Here is a 17692-nt window from a genome sequence, read left to right on the forward strand (position 1 = left end):
GATCGCGGGCGGGAATTTGCTGCGGGTGATGGAGGCGGCGGAGAAGGTGGCGGCGGGCATGGCAGGCGAACTGCCGCCGGATGTGAAGCCGTAAGGCTGGTCACTTCCCGCTTGCGGGGGGGGGGGGTGGGCTCGGGTTTGCGGGCTGGCTTGGCGTTTCGGCAGTTGGCACACAACATAATGGCCGCCGCAGATTGCTCAGCGGCGGCCACTGTGTCGTGCCCCTCCTTTCGGAGGACATGGGCGGTCCGGTCGGCGCCTGCGCTCACAACCTCGTCGGCTGGAGCTGCGGCGGCAGGCCTCGCGCACTTCCACGGCACTTTTGCAACCGGCAATTCCTGCTGCTCGGCAGAGCGGCCCTCGTCACCGGTGCTGGACCTTTTCGCTCCACCCTTTCAACCCCGCGACCCGGATTGCGCCGGCCGCCTGGTCGTCAAGTGGGCGCATTGGCCCGCGTCTGGTGCCCGTGCCCCTCGCCATGCTCGCCCTGCTTGCGCAGGAAAATGCCTGGTTGCGGGCTGGCGATCCAGCCGCTGAGCTGCTGCCCTTGCCCGCGTGCCCGTGGCGTCCGGTTGGCCTTGCGGTGCGGAGGTGCTTTGCGGAACCTCCGTTCCTTCGGCCTGCCCGGCCAGGGGTTGCCCCCTGTTGCCCGTGGCACGCGTGCCGGCTTTTCAGCCCTGACTGGTGGTGATTTTCCGTCGGTTCCTGCCCGTCCGGCTTGCGCCAGTGGGGCCGTTGCCGCCGTCATCCTTCCTCCAGCCCGCTGCGGTGATTTCAATTCCCACCAAAGATGGGGATTATACGTCTCCAACAGCGGTAACCGCTTCATTTCGTTGGCATTTCTGCCGCCGTCAATTCCCGGCTACAGGTGGATGCTCTCACCGATTGGGTGAGTCGTCAAAGTGAAATATTGGCCATCACCCCTGTGGATAACGGGGATAACGGGGATGGAATCCGCTCAGGCTGCGGTCCAGCCGCCATCCATGCTGATATTGGCCCCGGTGATCTGGCTGGCGGCATCGCTGCACAGGAACAGGGCGCAGGCCGCCACCTGCTCCACCGTCACGAACTGGCGAGTCGGCTGGGCGGCGAGCAGCACGTCGTTGATCACCTGTTCGCGGGTCAGGCCGCGCGCTGCCATCGTGTCGGGGATCTGCTTTTCGACCAGCGGCGTCCACACATAGCCGGGCGAGATGCAGTTCACCGTCACGCCATGCGTCGCCACTTCCAGCGCGATCGTCTTGGTGAAACCGGCAATGCCATGCTTGGCCGCCACGTACGCCGATTTGAACGGCGAAGCGACCAGGCTGTGCGCCGACGCGGTGTTGATGATCCGCCCCCAGCCCTTGGCCTTCATGCCCGGCACGGCGGCGCGCGTGGTGTGGAAGGCGCTCGACAAGTTGATGGCGATGATCGCGTCCCACTTCTCCGGCGGGAACTCCTCCACCGGGGAAACGAACTGGATGCCGGCGTTGTTGACCAGGATATCGACGCCGCCCAGCTCGGCCTGCGCCGTCGCCATCATGTCGGCAATCTCGGCCGGTTTGGACATGTCCGCTGGGTAATAGAGCGCCCCGCCAGCCTCAGCCTGCGCCGCCGCGATCTGCTCCGCATCGCCAAAGCCATTGATCATCACCCGCACGCCGGCTTCGCTGAGCGCCTTGGCGATGGCCAGGCCGATGCCACTGGTGGAGCCGGTGACGACCGCGGTCTTGCCTGCGAGGTTCATCAGATCCGCTCCACCGCAATCGCCGTGGCCTCGCCGCCGCCGATGCAAAGGGCCGCCACCCCGCGCTTGCCGCCCGTCCGCTCCAGCGCCGCCAGCAGCGTCGCCACGATACGCGCGCCCGACGCGCCGATCGGATGGCCCAGCGCGCAGGCGCCACCGTGGATGTTGAGCTTCTCGTGCGGTATATTGAGATCGTGCATGGCGATCATGGCGACCGCCGCAAACGCCTCATTCACTTCGAACAAATCGACATCCGCCACCGTCCAGCCCGCCTTGGCCAGCACCTTCTGGATTGCCGGCACCGGCGCGGTGGTGAACTTCGCCGGCTCATGGGCGTGGGCGGCATGCGCGACGATGCGCGCCTGCACACTCAAGCCTTGCGCCTCCGCCACACTCGCCCGCGTCAGCACCAGGGCGGCGGCGCCATCACTGATCGAGGAGGCATTGGCCGCCGTGATGGTGCCATCCTTCGCAAAGGCCGGCTTCAACGTCGGGATCTTGTCCGGCCGGGCCTTGCCGGGCTGTTCGTCGGTATCGACCAGCACCTCGCCGCCCTTGCCGGGCACCGCCACCGGCACGATCTCGCCGGCAAAGGCGCCGCTGGCAATCGCCGCCTGCGCGCGGCTCAGGCTGGCAATGGCAAAATCATCCTGCGCTTGCCGCGTGAACTGGTAATCGCGGGCGCTCTCCTCGGCGAAACTGCCCATCAATCGGCCGGGGTCATAGGCATCCTCCAGCCCATCGAGATACATCGAATCCTTGATGGCATCATGGCCGATCCGCGCGCCGCCGCGATGCTTCAACAGCAGATACGGCGCATTGGACATGCTCTCCATGCCGCCCGCGATGATCACATTGGCGCTACCCGCCGCCAGCGCATCGTGCGCCATGATCATCGCCTGCATGCCGCTGCCACACATCTTGTTGATGGTCACCGCCTCCACATGCAACGGCAACCCGGCCCCCAACGCCGCCTGCCGCGCCGGCGCCTGGCCCAACCCACCCGGCAACACACAACCCATCACGATCTGATCCACGGCCATGGGCGACACCCCCGCCCGCGCCACCGCCGCCTGCACGGCCGCCGCGCCCAACTCGGTCGCCTTCAGGCCACTCAAAGCGCCTTGAAATCCCCCCATCGGCGTGCGGGCATAGCTGGCGATGACGACGGGATCGGACATGGCGGGGACTCCGGTTGCTGTGGGCGCCTTTTACGAGGGTGAGGTTGCAGGCGGAAGGGAGAAAGCGGGCCTCCGGCGGGCAGGGTCGCAGACCCTGCACCCGTTTGATTTCGGGTGTGCGGGTTGGGGAGGGCGTCTGCTTACGGCCCAAAATGCGGACATTGGCAATTAGGCAGGCACGTGGCACTCGATAGCAATGGTTGAAACCAGTGTCCTATTCAAAATCGGGGATACCGCTCAAGAAGCTGGAGACTTCGCACGCGCCCGCGCCGCCTTTGAGCGCGGGGCTGCGCTAGGCGATATGGCTTGTCTTACGCGACTGGCTTACCTTTTCGACACTGGCACGGGCGTGAAAGTAGATAAGGCAGCCGCGATGCAGCTTTACCAGCGGGCGTGGCGTAAGGAACGCAACGTTGTCGCTGGCTTAAACATTGCTATCCTCTATCGTGAGCGAAAAGATTGGCGCTCCATGTTCAGATGGTGGAAGCGGGTAGCGACGACTGGTGATGGAAGCGCTCAGTTGGAAATGGCCAAGTGTTACTTGCGAGGTCGAGGCATAAGGTATGATCTACAGGCAGCACTCCGCTGCCTCGCGGCCGCCGAGGGCTCAGCTTCCATTAGTGAATATGAGCGAGACATGGCGCGACGTCTGTTGCGCAAGCTTCGTATGCGTATGGTCTTAGCGTAGTCGCATATTTGGAAACCTTCGCGAGCGACCGTTAGCTCCCAAACCCGCCGCAAGCACCGGCCAAAAGACAAACGGGTGCAGGGTCTGCGACCCTGCCCGCCGGAGGCCCCCACTTCTTCCCTTCACACGAAATCCCCTACCGCCCGGCTCCACCGCTTCGCCGCCAGTTGCGGCCGCGCCGCGATGGCTTTCCGTAACGTCGCCTTGCGGCTGTCCCACTGGGGCGCGCCGATGGCGATCAGTTTGGCCAGGGGGGTGGGGCTGGCCAGGGCTTCGGCGACGAGGGGCCAGGTCATCTTGCCGCCGCGGCCGTGGTGCAGGATATCGGCGATGACGAGGCATTGATCGGCGGGGCGGCCATCGATGCCGACGCGTTTGTCGGCGCGGGCCATGAAGCTGCGGTAGCTGGCGACCATGGTGCTCACCTGGGCGTCGCGGGCGCTGGCGTGGTGGGTGGACCAGTGGATCAGCTTGGCCGCGGCGATCACCTCGGCGTCTTCGACTTCGTTCAGGGTTGGGTTGAGGTAGCGCATCAGGGCTTCGGTGGAGGTGGCGCTTTCCAGCGGCGTCAGGCCGCGATCGGTGACCTGGTGGATGCGCCCGCCGGCCAGTTCGAGGTGCGGGAAATAGTCTGCGGCTTCCGGCCGGGCGAGCAGGGCGCGCAACAGCTTGATGAAATCGCCATCGGGCACGTGCGCGGCGAACTGGCCAAAGCCGAAGGTAAAGGCGGCGCTGTCGTAACTGTTCAGCGTCAGGAAGCTGCGGCCCTCGCACAGCGCGGTCGGCTCGATGAAATCGGCCCAGAAACCGTGGCCGCCGGCAAAATCCGTCGCGCTGTAGAAGGACGCTGCGAGCGGGCTGCCGGCGAAGATGTTGTAGAGCCCGATGTTGCTGCCATAGGGCACGCGCCGGCCAACGAAGAAACGCTGGCCATCGGCACGGGCGAAGAAATTATTGGCGGTGCGTTCGATCTGGAAATTGATCGGCATGGGTCGGCTCCCCCCGGTGAGGACTGGCGACCCGGTAGGGAGATTAGCAGCAAATCTGCCGCCGCGACCAGCCTGCGGGTGGAAGGCGGCAGGAGGCCTCCGGCGGGCAGGGTCGCAGACCCTGCACCCGTTTGTTTTCGGGTGTGCGGGTTTGGGGTGAGTCCGCTTGCGACCACTTACCGGACATCGTCAGGATCGGATGGCCAGCGACCAGCTTGAACAATTTCCACAAGGCCAGCGACAGTTAGGGGCTGCAATTGGCGTCCGAACCAACGTGAGAAAAACCATCTGCCACCTACGAATAGCACCAACGTCAATCCCCACGCCACAATCGAGGGCCAATGCAGCGCGGCTGCAAGCGCGCCCGCCGCACCTCCACAGACGACGATGTAAAGGATACCAAGCAGGGTCTCTCGCGGGCCTGCACCTTCGGTGTTGAAGAACACGCGCCACTGTCGAGTTAGTTCCGTGAAGTCCGTGCCAAACCGCTCGTGTAAGGCGTGAAACAGTTCTCCAGCGTCATCGCCATCAACTCCAAGATCGTGCAAAATGCGAGCCTCAGGCGTTACCTTTCGTTCGGGAACGCCTTGTCCCTCGATCAAAAGCTGGCGCACGGTTGCTGCTGGCAATTCGTTCATGCCACCATTTTACCTCTAGGACGAATGACTGCAATCCAGCCCAAACCCACCATCAAGCGCCGGCCAAAATCAAACGGGTGCAGGGACTGCGTCCCTGCCCGCCGGAGGCCCTTCTTTCTCTCCATCGCCAAGGCGGCGCGAAGGACAGCGGGGCCCCGGCTCAAGGCCGGGGTGACGGGGAAGGGGTGGTAAGTTGGTGGCCTCTTACGCCGCGCGCGACACGGTTGGTCCGCTGCCGATGTGCAGGGCTTCTTCCACGCCGTCGCGAATGCGGAACACCGTGCCTTGAGGCGCGCGCGGGGCGACGGGGACGCCGTGCCAATCTTCGCCGCCAACGAGGAGCCCGCGCAGCACGCTGGCGGTGATGCCGTGGCTGATCACCAGCGCCGGGCGGGTGGGGTCGAGCCCGGCCAGCCAGTCGTTGAGCCGGTCGGCGATCTGCGGGAACCATTCGCCGTTTGGCGGCGCTTCGGTGAACAGGCCGCGTTCGGCATCGACGATGGGGCGGCCGAGTTCGGCGACGATGTCGTGATACCAGCGGCCTTCCCAATCGCCGACATCGATTTCGAGCAGGCGTTCGTCCTTGCGCCAATCAAAGAAGTTCAGCCCCAGATGTTCGCCGATGATGGCCGCCGTCTGCTGCGTGCGGCCGGAGGGGGAGACCCACAGATCGATATCTGGCGCCTCGCCCAGCACGCGGCGCAGGGCGGTGCCCATGGCTTCGGCCTGGGCGATGCCGGCGCGGGTGAGGGGGGTGTGCGCCATGTGGCCCTGCATGCGGGCGGCGGCGTTGAACACGGTTTCGGCGTGGCGGGCGAGAATCAGGTCCATGGCGCCATCCTTTGCCGATTTCGGCGCATATCGCCACTACCGCACCGCGCATGAATGGTTATAGTGCCCCCAAACTCACCATTTGGTAACAGGGATCAGAATGAAGGCCACCGTCGAGCGCGCAACCCTGCTGAAGTGCCTGGGCCATATCCAGTCGGTGGTTGAACGTCGCAACACCATCCCGATCCTGTCCAACGTGCTGATCGAGGCGCGGCCCGATGGCCTGCGGTTGATGGCGACCGATCTTGATCTGCAGGTGGTGGAAAATATCCCCGCTGCCATCGATGTGAACGGCGCCACCACGGTTTCGGCCCACACGCTGTTCGATATCGTGCGCAAGTTGCCGGAAGGCTCGCAGGTCGAGCTGGCGGTGGCTGGTGAGCGGATGAGCGTCAACGCCGGCCGCAGCCGCTTCAGCCTGGCGACGTTGAAGCGCGACGATTTCCCGGTGATCGCCGAAACCGATCTGCCGGTGCGGTTCACGCTGCAGGCGGGCGAACTGCGTGATCTGATCGACGCGGTGCGCTTTGCCATTTCGACCGAAGAGACGCGCTATTATCTCAACGGCATCTATCTCCATGCCACGGCCGGCCCGTCGCCCAAGCTGCGCGGTGTCGCCACCGATGGCCACCGCCTGGCCCGCATCGAGCTCGATCTGCCGGCCGGTGCCGCCGACATGCCGGGCGTGATCGTGCCGAGGAAGTGCGTCAACGAAGTGCGCAAGCTGCTCGACGAGATGGCCGCCGATGCGCCGGTGGAAATCAGCCTGTCGCCGGCCAAGATCCGCTTCCGCTTCTCGGCCGACAGCACGCTGACCAGCAAGCTGATCGACGGCACCTTCCCGGATTATACCCGCGTCATCCCGACCGCGAACGACAAGTTGCTGAAGATCGATGCCAAGGTGCTGGCCGAGGGCGTGGACCGCGTTGCCGCCATCGCCACCACGGAAAAGACCCGCGCGGTGAAGCTGGCGCTGGGTCGGGACCGGGTGACGCTGTCGGTCACCAGCCCGGAAAACGGCACCGCTTCGGAAGAAGTGCCGGCCGATTATGCCGCTGCCGATATCGAGGTGGGCTTCAACTATCGCTACCTGCTCGACATTCTCGCCCAGGTGAACAGCGACCTGGTGGACGTGCATTTGGCTGATGCATCGGCGCCGACGCTGATCCGCGAGGGCGATGATGCGAAGGCGTTGTATGTCCTCATGCCCATGAGGGTGTGAGCGCGGACCAGCGCCGGACCGGCTGCCAAACCAAATGGGCGACCCCGACGGGTCGCCCTTTCTGTTTCAATGCCCTGCCCGCTCCGCCAGGATATGCCGCACCGTCGGCTGCATGCGGGCGTTGTAACGCGCGAGCACCGGGTGATCGCCGCCGGTGCCGAAGTGGGTGACGAGGTCGCGGCCGGTCCACCAGTGCAGGGCAAAGCCGGGCGGTTCGGCGACGATCATGTCGCGGCCGTCGGGATGGTCGGCATCAATGCTGCGGAAATCCAGCGCCACCTGCGGCGCGGTGGAGGGGCACACGGCCAGCGTGCTGCCGTGCCAACCGGTGACGATGGCGCGGTGCAGATGCCCGCTGACCATGCGGATCACGTGGGGATGGCGGCGCACCACAGCGGCCAGCCGCTGCACCCAGGGCGCGTCGATATCCTCCGTCATCCAGCCATTGCCAGTCTCGATCGGCGGGTGGTGCAGCACCAGCATGGTCGGCCGCGCATCGTCGGCCAGCGTGGCATCGAGCCAGGCCGCCTGTGCGGCCGAAAGGGCGCCGCCGTGCAGGCCCTCTTCCAGCGTATCGAGCACGACAAAGCGCAGCGGGCCATGGGTGAAGGCATAGTGGATATGGCCGCTGGGCGACGCTGGCACATGGGGGAAGACATGGCGGAAATTGCCGCGGTGATCATGGTTGCCGATCGCGAAATGCACCGGGAAGGGCAGGCGATCCGTGATGGATTTCAGCGTCTGATAGGAGGCGATGGTGCCATTCTCGGTGAGGTCGCCCGTGGCGAGCAGCAGGTCGGGCCGCGGAGTGAGCGCCAGCAGCGTGGCCACCACCTCGTCCAGCCGCTTACGGTTCAGCTCCGCCGGATCATCCGGCTGGAACCCGAGGTGGAGATCGGTCACCTGGGCAATCAGCATGGCCAGCGCCCCCGCGGCTTCTTTTGACCCGGCAGATACGGGCACAGCTGCGAGACTGACGCAGGCGGCGGTGCAAGGCAAGCCGGCCGGCGCATCAGGCCGGCGCCTGGCGGTTGCGCGCGCTGGCGACACGGGCGGGAGCGGCCGGTGTCCAGCCGTCGTGATAGGCGTGGCAGCTGTCGCAACTGTCGCCCGCCTTGGGCGCGCTGCTGAACAGCGCCTTGGCCGGAGCGCCATGGCATTCGCGGCAGGTGGCGACGCCGGGGATCAGCACGTCGGTGGCGGCCTTTGATTGCAGCGCGCCGCCGTGGCAGGCAAGGCAGGCAGCCTGGCCGGTCTTGCCGTCAAATGTCTTGTGCTTGCCGTGCGGGAAGCGGCCCTGCGGCAGATAATGGGTATTGAGCGTGACGGGCGCGATGGCGAAGCGCCGGGTCAGGTCCGCCGCGCCGGTGTCGCTGATGACATGGCACTGGGTGCACAGGCCCTTGCCGGTGAACACACTCACCACGGCGGCGCGGGCGCGGGTGGCGGGATCGCCGGCCAGTGGCGCCGGCACGCGGCCGGGCAGGCGGCGATCGAAGCTCAGGCGCTGCACTTCAAGGCGGGGCGCAAAGGCCTGGCTCAGGGTGAAATCGCGGATGATGCCGGCGACCTGCGCTGGCTTGCCGTGCGGCAGCGTGCGGACCGTTCCAGCTTCTCGGGCGAAGGCCAGATCATGGCAGGCGCCGCAATTGGCCTCCATGGCGATGGGCTTGAAACGCAGCTGCCCCTCGTCGGGCACGTGGCAATAGCGGCAGGGCAGGGCGCCATCGCTCCCCACCGGCAACCGCTGTTTCTGCGCCATGTTGGCGACCGCGTTGCTGGCGGACTGGTGGAGCGCGTGCGGATAGATCAGCCCGGACTGTTCGCGGGCACCGGCCAATGGCGTGCGGGTGAAGACCGGGGCGGTGAGCGAGGGCGTCGTCACCAATGTGGGGCGGAAATCGGGGTGGTTCGCCCAGCCCGGCACGTTGGCGACCCGCGTATCCGGCAGCCGCGAGGACAGGCCGGCATGGCAATCGGTGCAGAAACTTTCCGCCACCGTCATCACCGTGGCTTTGCCTTCATGTTCCTTGTGGCAACTGGTGCAGCGGCCCTGCGGCAGGTTGAAGGCGTGGTGTGCCACCGCCTGCACGCCGCTTTCGGGCAAGCGGCCCCTGGCCATGCGGGCGGGTGGGGCGTGATCGGGCAGGGCGGCGGGGATGTGGCAGGCCTGGCAGGCGCTGTCCGTCACGCTGACGAACGCCTGTTGGTGGCAGGCGCCGCAGTTGTTGGACAGGCTGGCGTGGGCGTTTGACAGAGGCCCGCTCGACCAGACTTCGTCCGGGGCAAAGCCGCCCGGCGCGGCCGGACGGGCCGTTTTCACCGCCAGCGCCTTCACTGCCGTGGCCGGCCGGGCCGCATCGGCGACCATGGCGCGTGGCAGGCTGGCCCGGCCCTCGCCGATGAAATGCGCCAGCGGCACCAGCAGCAGGCCGATCAGCACCAGCAGCGCGCCCGCCCAGGCCAATAGTCGCTTGGGCGGCATGGCACCGGCGAGGCTGAAGATGCTCAGCTCCTGGCCGGCATCGGCGCTCTCGTTGGGCGGCACCACGCGCTCGCTGGTGATGGCAACGGCGTCATCTTCACCGGCGGACAGCGTCAGGCGGAATGGGCCGATGTCGACGGCGGGCGTTTCGGCCAGCAACAGGTCAGCGCGGGTGACGAATCTGCCGGCCACGGCCACCGGCACGCCACCAATGGCCTCCAGGCTGACACGGCCGGGCGCGATCTGCGCCAGCCGGGCATGGCGCAGCATCACCGCCAGATCGGCCAGCTGGAGGTCGCAATCGGTGCCGCGACCGATGCTGAGTTCGGCCTGAACCAGGGTGCGGGTGCGGATGATGTCGCCCCCGTCTGCGCGCTTGGCGACCTGGCGAATGATGAAGCGCATCCCCGCCGTCACCAATAGAGGAAGACAGAGAGGACATGGGCCAGCAACGCCACCAGAAGCGCAATGGTTGCAGGCACATGGATGTACAGCCACAGCTCCAGCTGCGCCTTCATCCGGATATGGCGGCGGGCCTGGGCCAGCGCCGCCTCCTTGCGTTCGAGCAGGAACTGGATCTGCTGCAGGCGCTCGTCCGGCCGGCCGGCGCGCAGGCCGGCGCTCACCCGCTCGCTCACCGCCGCCAATGCCAACGCATTGCCATCATTGGCATAATTGCCCGACAGCCGCTGGCGCAGCGAACCGGCGATGCGGCACCGCTCCAGGCTCAACCGCACCAGCGCCGCCTCCTCGGCGGCCAGCGGCTGGGCAGCGGTATCGAGCTGGCGGTCAAGGGTGCGGATCGCCTCCAGCATCTGCTGCTGGGTGACCTCGCCGCGGTTGGCCGACAATTTCTCGGGCAGGGTCGCATAGAGCGTCACCCCCCACAGGCCGGACAGGATGACGACCATCATCAGCGCCCAGGCCAGGGTGTGGACATTCCAGCCGAACTGGAAGCCAGAATGCAGGGTGCCGATAACGATCAGCGACAGGCCCAGCCAGACGTGGGCGCTGGTCCAGCCCTTCAGACTGAAGGGCTTGCTTCCGATCACCCGCTTGCGCACGCCGAGCAGGGAAAGCCAGACGATCATCGCGGTGCCCAGCGTGCCCAGCGTGTAGCCCAGCGAGGTGCCGCCATTGTGGCGCGGCGTCGGGTCGGTCATCACATAGACCGCAATCGCCGCCACGCTCAGTTCCGCCGCGATCCTGGCCCAGCGGCCGCGGCGGTGGGTGAGAAAGCCTTCATGCGCGACGTCACGCCGTGCTGGGGCCACGGCCTTGCCGGTCATCAGCTTGCGCCCAAACCCAAGTTTTGATGGGCCGTCTGCCGCCATCAGCGCTCCTCCCGGTCCATCAGCGCAACCGACAGGAATTGTTCGGGCGACACGCGGATGGCGGCGCCGGTGGGGCAGGCGCGCACGCAGGCCGGGCCGCCCTCCTGGCCCGAGCACATGTCGCATTTGATCGCTTTCTTGGCCTTCTCGGCATAGGCCGGGTCGTGTTTCTTGGCCCATTTGGGACTGGGCTCGCCCGGGCCGGGACCGCGGCCGAACAGCAACCAGCTGAGCAGCCAAGGTTTCTTCGGCGGCACCTTGTCCATGCGGATCACGCCATAAGGGCAGTTGCGCTGGCAATTGCCGCAGCCGATGCAGGTCTCGTCGATATAGACTTCACCGGTCGGCCCGCGGTGGATGGCGTTGGGCGGGCAATCGGCCATGCAGTGCGGATGCTCGCAGTGGCGGCAGCTGGTCGGCACGTGCAGATGGGCATAGGTGCGCCCGGCCTCGCGATCCAGTCGCGACAGGCCGTCGTGGGTATCGGCGCAGGCCTTCTCGCAATTGTCGCAACCGACGCACAATTTCTCGTCGATCAGCAGCACATCGGTCGCCTCACCAACCCCTTGTTCAACAAGGAAATTGGCGACGCCGGTGTACATGTCGACAACGCCGGAAAAACTGTCCTTCTTGGACTCGATGAAAGCGTTGAGCCTTGTGCGGCTGGCCATTTCATCACGCAGCTTGTCGAGCAGTTGCGGCTTGGCCGCCAGCAACGCGCGGAAGGGCTCGCCGGCCAGGCGGATGACGTCGCTTTTCACCGCCGCCCGCACCGTGGCGTTGCGTGCTGCACCGGTGATCACGCCCATTTCGCCAACGTAACTGCCGGCCGGCACATAGTTCAGGAACACCGCTTTGCCGCCGATGCTCTTTTCCACCACCATCGATCCCGATCGGATGATGAAGATGTCGTCGCCTTGTTCGCCTTCCCGGATGATGGCCTGGCCGGCGCGCACCGTTTCCACTTTGGCATTGGCAATCACGTCGACCAGGTCGGCCGGGGCCAGGCCCGACTTGAAGATCTGCAGCAGGCTGCGTTCGGTGGTGATGCGGGTGATCTCGCGCGCGGCGGCGGGCACCTGGCTCATCAGTTTGAGCGCAGCGGTGCGGCTGATCTCGACAACGATGCTGTCCTCCCCGGCGCGGATGGTCGCCCCGCGCCGCCGGCCGGAAATCAGGCCGACCTCGCCGAAGATGGAACCGGCCGGGATCGGCACGGTGATCGAGCGATCATTGGGGTTGACCTCCACCAGCACCTCGCCCTCGGCGATGCCGAACAATGACGAACCCGGCGCGTTGCGTTCGAAGATCACCTCGCCAGCGCGATACAGGCGAACGGTGGAATCGAGCATGAACTCGCGCATCTGCAGCGCCGACATGCCGTTCAGGATGGAGACACTGGCGCGCAGATGCTCGAGCCAGTCCGCCACGCTGCGCCGAGAGCCTGGATCTTCCGGCAGGCCGGCGAATTTCGCTTCCAGGATCGGCTCGTCGGCCGGTTTGAGATCGAGATTGCCGTTGATGAACTCCACCACATCGTGGCCCTGGTTCATGCAATGCTTGATCAGCGGATAGCCGGCGAGCGCGCCGACCACGAAGATGCCGGGCGCGGTCGATTCAAACGTGGCCGACAACTTCGGGAAGGCCAGCCGGTCGTCGGAGGCAAATTCCACGCCGCAGCCTTCGACGAAGCCGCGCGGCGGCGCCGAGCCCATGCGCGCGATCACCCGGTCGCAGCGGGCGCGCACCTCGCCGTCGCGCGTGTCGAGCGTGATGAAGCCTGGCTCGATCGCTCGTGTCGTGGTTTCGGTCATCAGGCTGATGCGGCCTGCATCGCGCGCGGCCATCAGCGCCTTGACGTTGGCATCCTTGGCATTGGCGAAATCGGCCGATCGGTTGACCAGCGTGACCATGTTGTTCTGCGCCGGATCGGCGCACAGGCCGAGCGCATTCTCGATGCCGGCATCGCCGCCGCCGATCACGAAGATATGCTCGTCGCTGTACGCGGTCGGGTCATCCAGCTGATGTTGCACGTGGGGGAGGTCGCCGCCTGGGCAGGTCATCAGATTGGGATTGCCCTGGGTGCCGATGGCCAGGATTACCGTGTCGGCCATGATCGCCTCGCCATTCGCCAGGGTCAGCCGATAGGGCGGCGCACGGCGCTGGATCTCTCTGGTGTCGGATGTGCCATCGCGTTTGCGGCTGATGATCCGCATCACCGATCCGGGGATGGGATCGCCGGTGCCCGCGATGGATGTGACCTCAGCCATGTATTTCACGTTCACGCCGGCGCTGGCGGTTTGCTCGTTCCAGGTGCCGAGCACGGCCTCGCGCTTGCCGGCGTCGAAATCCAATGGTGAGCGCAACACCAGCTGTGACGGCGTTGCCATCACATGCTTGCCCTTCTGATATTTGGTGATCGTGTCCGACAGATGGTCAGTCTTTTCGAGCAGCACATGGCTCAGCCCCAGCCGTGCCGCATGCGCCGCCGCCGATAGGCCGGCCGGCCCCGACCCCACGATTGCGATGCGATACGTCGTCACGCTGGCACTGTTCCCCCGGACGAAGCGCTGTTCCCCGCGCTTCATCCCAGATAAATCCTAGCATCCTGAGATGCATCGGCTAGAGCAAGATTCGCTGGTGCCAAGGAGTCACGTGCCCCCATGCTCGCCGAAATCGGCCATTTCGCCCTGATCCTGTCGCTGCTGGTGGCGCTGGCCCAATCGGTGCTGCCGATGCTGGGCGCGATCCGCGGCGATGCGGCGCTGATGGCCTTCGGGCGCAGCGCCGCCGGCCTGCAGGCGTTGCTGATTGGCCTCAGCTTTGCCTGCCTGATGACGCTGTTCGGCCAGGCCGATTTCTCGGTGGCGCTGGTTGCCAACCACAGCGCCCTGTCGCAGCCGCTGCCCTATCGGTTGGCAGCGACCTGGGGCAATCACGAAGGTTCCATGCTGCTGTGGGTGCTGGTGCTGTCGATCTATGGCGCCGGCATCGCGCGCTTTGGCGACAATCTGCGCGCCACGCTGCAGGCCCGCATCCTTTCGGTGCAGGCGATGATCAGCGTCGCCTTTCTCGCCTTCGCGCTGTTCACCTCCAACCCGTTCGCGCGGCTGTTCCCGGTGCCGCTGGATGGCGCGGAATTGAACCCGCTGTTGCAGGATCCCGGCCTCGTCTTCCACCCGCCCTTGCTCTACCTCGGCTATGTCGGCTTCTCCGTCACCTTCAGCTTTGCCGTCGCCGCCCTGCTCGAAGGGCGCGCCGATCCGGCCTGGGCGCGCTGGATGCGGCCGTGGGTGCTGGCGGCCTGGGTGCCGCTCACCTGCGGCATCACCCTGGGCAGTTTCTGGGCCTATTATGAACTGGGCTGGGGCGGCTGGTGGTTCTGGGATCCGGTGGAAAACGCCAGCTTCATGCCGTGGCTGATCGGCACGGCGCTGCTGCATTCGGCCATCGTCACCGAAAAGCGCGGCAGCCTGGCCGGCTGGACCATATTGCTCGCCATCCTCGCCTTCTCGCTCTCGCTGATCGGCACCTTCCTGGTGCGCTCCGGCATCCTCACCTCGGTCCATGCCTTTGCTGTCGATCCCAAGCGCGGCGTCTTCATCCTCGCGATGATCATCGGCGCCACCGGCACGGCGCTCACGCTGTTTGCCGCCAAGGCACCGATGCTGCGATCGGGCGCGCTGTTTGGCAGCGTGTCCCGCGAATCCGGCCTCACCTTCAACAATCTGCTGCTGATGGCGCTTACCGCGGTCGTCTTCCTCGGCACCTTCTACCCGGTGATCATGGAGGCCGTGGCCCCCACCAACAAGATCTCGGTCGGCCCGCCCTATTACAACCTGGTCTTCGCGCCGCTGGCCGCCCCGCTGCTCATCCTCGTCACCATCGGGCCGATGCTGGCGTGGAAGCGGGATGATCTGGGCGCGCTCGCCCGGAAACTGCTGTTGCCGGTTGCGATCATCGCGGTGGTGCTGGCTGGCCTGGCGCTGTGGACCGGGCTTGCCAAGCTGTCTGCCGCCCTTGGCCTCGCGCTGGGCGCCTGGTTGATCATGGGCGCGGTGCTGGTGCTGGTGCGACGCTGGCGCGGGGCGGGCGGTTTCTCGTGGCGGCTGGTCCGCACCACGCCGGCGGCGACCATCGGCCTCGTGCTGGCCCATGCCGGCCTCGGTTTCACCACCGCCGGCATTGCGGCGATGAGCGCATTTTCGGCCGAGAAGATCCTGGTGATGCGCCCCGGCGAAACGGCGGCGGCTGGCCCGGTGAGCGTCACCATGACCGGCGCGGAAGAGGTGGAAGGCGCCAATTACCGTGCCCTGCGCGCGCATTTCAGCGTGCGCCAGAACGGGTCGACACACGGCCTGGTCTCCGAACGCCGGCTCTACACCGTGTCGGGCAGCCAGACGACCGAGGCCGGCATCGGCGTGTCGGTGCTGGGCAATCAATATGTCGCCATCGGCGACGTGCAGCAGGACGCGCGCGGGCAGGGGCTGGTGGTGCGCATCTACTGGCACCCGCTGGTCGGCTGGATCTGGTTTGGCGGGCTCCTCATGGCGATGGGCGGCGCTGCCAGCCTGTCGGATCGCCGTTTCCGCATCGGCGCACCGCAGGTGCGCACGCCTCTTGCGCCCAATCTCGTTCCCGCAGAATAAGCCTGATCCATGAAGCGCCTGCTGTTCATCCTGCCGATCATTGCCTTCGCCGGCCTGGCCGCCTTCCTCGGCTTTGGCCTGACGCAGGACCCCAAGGAATTGCCGAGCCAGTTGATCGACCGGCCCCTGCCCGAATTCGCGCTGCCCGGCATCGAGGATGGCGGCGGTCCCGGTTTCGCCAGCGCCAGCTTCAAGGGCGAGCCGCGCCTGCTCAACATCTGGGCCAGCTGGTGCGCCGCCTGCCCGCAGGAACATCCGGTGCTGACCCAGATCGCCAGGGAAGGCTTCCCAGTCTATGGCATCGCCTGGAAGGACAAGCCGCAGGACAGCCGCGAATGGCTGGCGCGCTATGGCAACCCCTATGCCGCGGTCGCCGCTGATCAACAGGGCCGCACCGCCATCGATCTGGGCGTGACCGGCGTGCCGGAAACCTTCATCGTCGACAAGAAAGGCCGCGTCCGCTTCAAGCAGATCGGCCCGATCAGCCCCGAGGTGTGGGAAGGCCAGATCAAGCCGCTGATGCAGCAATTGCGGGCAGAAGCATGAAGCGGGCTTTCCTCGCCCTGGCACTGATGCTGGCCACGCCTGCCGCAGCGGTCCTCCCCGACGAGATGCTGCCTGATGCCGCACAGGAAGCCCGCGCCCGCGCCATTTCGAAGGACCTGCGCTGCGTCGTCTGCCAGAACCAGTCCATCGACGACAGCGACGCGCCGCTGGCCCGTGACCTGCGCCTGCTGGTGCGCGAACAGATCGCCAAGGGCAAATCCGACGCCGACGTGCGTGACTATGTCGTGCAGCGCTATGGCAATTTCGTGCTGCTGAAACCGCCGGTGGAAGGCGACACTCTGCTGCTGTGGGCCGGCCCGTTCGCCATCCTGTTGCTGGGCGCCGCTGGTCTGATTGCATGGCAGCGGCGCGCGCCCGTGGCCACACCGGATTCTGCCCCGCTTTCCGAGGCCGAGCGCGCCGAGCTTGACCGGCTGGCCGGCCCGCACAACTGAGACACGCATGACACTCTGGATCATCCTCACCGCGCTCACCGCGCTGGCGGCGGCCTGGCTCACCATCCCTCTGGTGCGCCGCCACGAAGCCCGGGTGGACGCCCGCGCCGCCACCATTGCCGTGCTGAAGGACCAATTGGCCGATGTCGATGTGCAGCTGGCCGCCGGCGTGATCCAGCCCGGTGAAGCCGAAGGCCTGAGGAACGAGATCCGCCGACGGCTGTTGGCCGCTGGCCATATCCCGGCCGAGCTGGACCGCACCATGGGCCAGAAGGCGCTCTCTGGCCTGGCGCTGGGCCTCGCCGCCATGGTCGCCATCGCAGCGGCGGCGCTTTACGCCCGCATGGGCCAGCCGGAACTGGCCGGGACCGCGAGCCCAAGTGCGGCCGTGCAGGCCGCAGCGCCGGCTGCTGACCCGGCAGCAGCCTCGGCGGCGTCAGGCGAAGTCGGCCAGCTCATCGCCGGCCTTGAACAGAAGATGCAGGCCAATCCGGGCGATCCGGAAGGCTGGCGCCTCTTGGGGTGGAGCTATTTCCAGACCGGCCGCTACAGCGATTCCGCCAAGGCCTATGCCAAAGCGATCGCGTTGAAGCCCGATGGCGTTGGCTTCCAGTCGGCCTATGGCGAGGCGCTGGTGCAGGAAGCCGGCGGGCAGGTGACGCCCGCGGCAGTGGCCGCGTTCGAGAAGGCCGCCGCGCAGGACGGGGTGGACGCTCGCGCCCGGTACTTCCTGGCCGTGCACAAGTCCGAAACAGGCGACCGCAAGGGCGCCATCGAGGACATGCTGAAGCTCGTCGCCGATTCGCCAGCCGATGCGCCCTGGCTGCCGCAACTGCGCGCCGCCATCACCGAGACGGCGCAGGCCGCCGGCATCGATGTTGCCGCGCGGTTGGCGGCGACGAAGCCGGTGGGCACCGCCGCCGTGCCTGGCCTGCCGCCTCCCGT

General features: G+C 66.5%; 15 protein-coding genes. 6 read left to right on the plus strand and 9 right to left on the minus strand.

Annotated features, from left to right (window positions below):
- Window positions 1–958 precede the first annotated feature (958 nt).
- Window positions 959–1729: a 3-hydroxybutyrate dehydrogenase gene (locus GJ693_RS07070; protein WP_197042031.1), complete on the minus strand. Its 771-nt coding sequence runs from the start codon at window positions 1727–1729 to the stop codon at window positions 959–961.
- On the minus strand, window positions 1729–2910 hold the full coding sequence (locus GJ693_RS07075) for an acetyl-CoA C-acyltransferase (protein WP_156255621.1): 1182 nt from the start codon (window positions 2908–2910) through the stop codon (window positions 1729–1731). Before GJ693_RS07075 ends, GJ693_RS07070 begins: the two co-directional genes overlap by 1 nt.
- A gap of 301 nt (window positions 2911–3211) precedes the next feature.
- Here GJ693_RS07075 and GJ693_RS17710 point away from each other — a divergent pair, with 301 nt between their 5' ends.
- On the plus strand, window positions 3212–3598 hold the full coding sequence (locus GJ693_RS17710; RefSeq protein WP_408014550.1) for a tetratricopeptide repeat protein: 387 nt from the start codon (window positions 3212–3214) through the stop codon (window positions 3596–3598).
- A 122-nt stretch (window positions 3599–3720) separates the two neighbouring features.
- Here the strand turns inward: GJ693_RS17710 and GJ693_RS07080 are convergent, their stop codons facing one another.
- The 3 genes from GJ693_RS07080 to GJ693_RS07090 form a co-directional block, all read right to left on the minus strand.
- Window positions 3721–4587 (minus strand): hypothetical protein, encoded by an 867-nt coding sequence (locus GJ693_RS07080; RefSeq protein WP_156255622.1) that lies wholly within the window; start codon window positions 4585–4587, stop codon window positions 3721–3723.
- A 176-nt stretch (window positions 4588–4763) separates the two neighbouring features.
- Window positions 4764–5225: an acyl carrier protein gene (locus tag GJ693_RS07085; protein WP_156255623.1), complete on the minus strand. Its 462-nt coding sequence runs from the start codon at window positions 5223–5225 to the stop codon at window positions 4764–4766.
- Between the two features lie 204 nt (window positions 5226–5429).
- Window positions 5430–6056 (minus strand): histidine phosphatase family protein, encoded by a 627-nt coding sequence (locus GJ693_RS07090; protein ID WP_156255624.1) that lies wholly within the window; start codon window positions 6054–6056, stop codon window positions 5430–5432.
- Window positions 6057–6156: 100 nt separating this feature from the next.
- Between GJ693_RS07090 and dnaN the strand changes: the two genes are divergently transcribed.
- Entirely contained in the window at window positions 6157–7278 is a 1122-nt protein-coding gene (gene dnaN / locus GJ693_RS07095) for a DNA polymerase III subunit beta (RefSeq protein ID WP_156255625.1), read from the plus strand.
- A gap of 66 nt (window positions 7279–7344) precedes the next feature.
- Here dnaN and GJ693_RS07100 read toward each other — a convergent pair whose 3' ends face one another.
- The 4 genes from GJ693_RS07100 to GJ693_RS07115 all read right to left on the minus strand — a co-directional run bounded on the left by GJ693_RS07100 (window position 7345) and on the right by GJ693_RS07115 (window position 13685).
- A complete protein-coding gene (locus GJ693_RS07100; RefSeq protein WP_156255626.1) occupies window positions 7345–8196 on the minus strand; it encodes a phosphodiesterase in 852 nt (283 codons plus the stop codon).
- A 94-nt stretch (window positions 8197–8290) separates the two neighbouring features.
- The gene (locus GJ693_RS07105; protein WP_156255627.1) at window positions 8291–10180 is read right to left on the minus strand and encodes a cytochrome c3 family protein; all 1890 of its coding nucleotides are present in this window, start codon (window positions 10178–10180) and stop codon (window positions 8291–8293) included.
- Window positions 10177–11052, minus strand: a complete 876-nt coding sequence (locus GJ693_RS07110; RefSeq protein WP_156255628.1) for a hypothetical protein — start codon at window positions 11050–11052, stop codon at window positions 10177–10179. The genes GJ693_RS07105 and GJ693_RS07110 overlap by 4 nt, the downstream gene beginning before the upstream one ends.
- A gap of 44 nt (window positions 11053–11096) precedes the next feature.
- Window positions 11097–13685 (minus strand): cyclic nucleotide-binding domain-containing protein, encoded by a 2589-nt coding sequence (locus GJ693_RS07115; protein WP_156255629.1) that lies wholly within the window; start codon window positions 13683–13685, stop codon window positions 11097–11099.
- A gap of 75 nt (window positions 13686–13760) precedes the next feature.
- Between GJ693_RS07115 and GJ693_RS07120 the strand changes: the two genes are divergently transcribed.
- From GJ693_RS07120 to ccmI, 4 genes are all read left to right on the plus strand, one after another.
- Window positions 13761–15746 carry a heme lyase CcmF/NrfE family subunit gene (locus GJ693_RS07120; RefSeq protein WP_156255630.1) on the plus strand — a complete coding sequence of 662 codons (1986 nt, stop codon included), beginning with the start codon at window positions 13761–13763 and terminating at the stop codon, window positions 15744–15746.
- Between the two features lie 9 nt (window positions 15747–15755).
- Entirely contained in the window at window positions 15756–16292 is a 537-nt protein-coding gene (locus GJ693_RS07125; protein WP_156255631.1) for a DsbE family thiol:disulfide interchange protein, read from the plus strand.
- Complete coding sequence (locus tag GJ693_RS07130) at window positions 16289–16747, plus strand: cytochrome c-type biogenesis protein (RefSeq protein ID WP_156255632.1); 459 nt, start codon at window positions 16289–16291, stop codon at window positions 16745–16747. Before GJ693_RS07125 ends, GJ693_RS07130 begins: the two co-directional genes overlap by 4 nt.
- Window positions 16748–16754: 7 nt before the next feature.
- A partial coding sequence (ccmI, locus tag GJ693_RS07135; RefSeq protein WP_156255633.1) for a c-type cytochrome biogenesis protein CcmI occupies window positions 16755–17692 on the plus strand: 938 nt, incomplete at its 3' end.

It is taken from the genome of Sandarakinorhabdus oryzae, from assembly GCF_009733735.1.
Lineage (GTDB): Bacteria > Pseudomonadota > Alphaproteobacteria > Sphingomonadales > Sphingomonadaceae > Sandarakinorhabdus > Sandarakinorhabdus oryzae.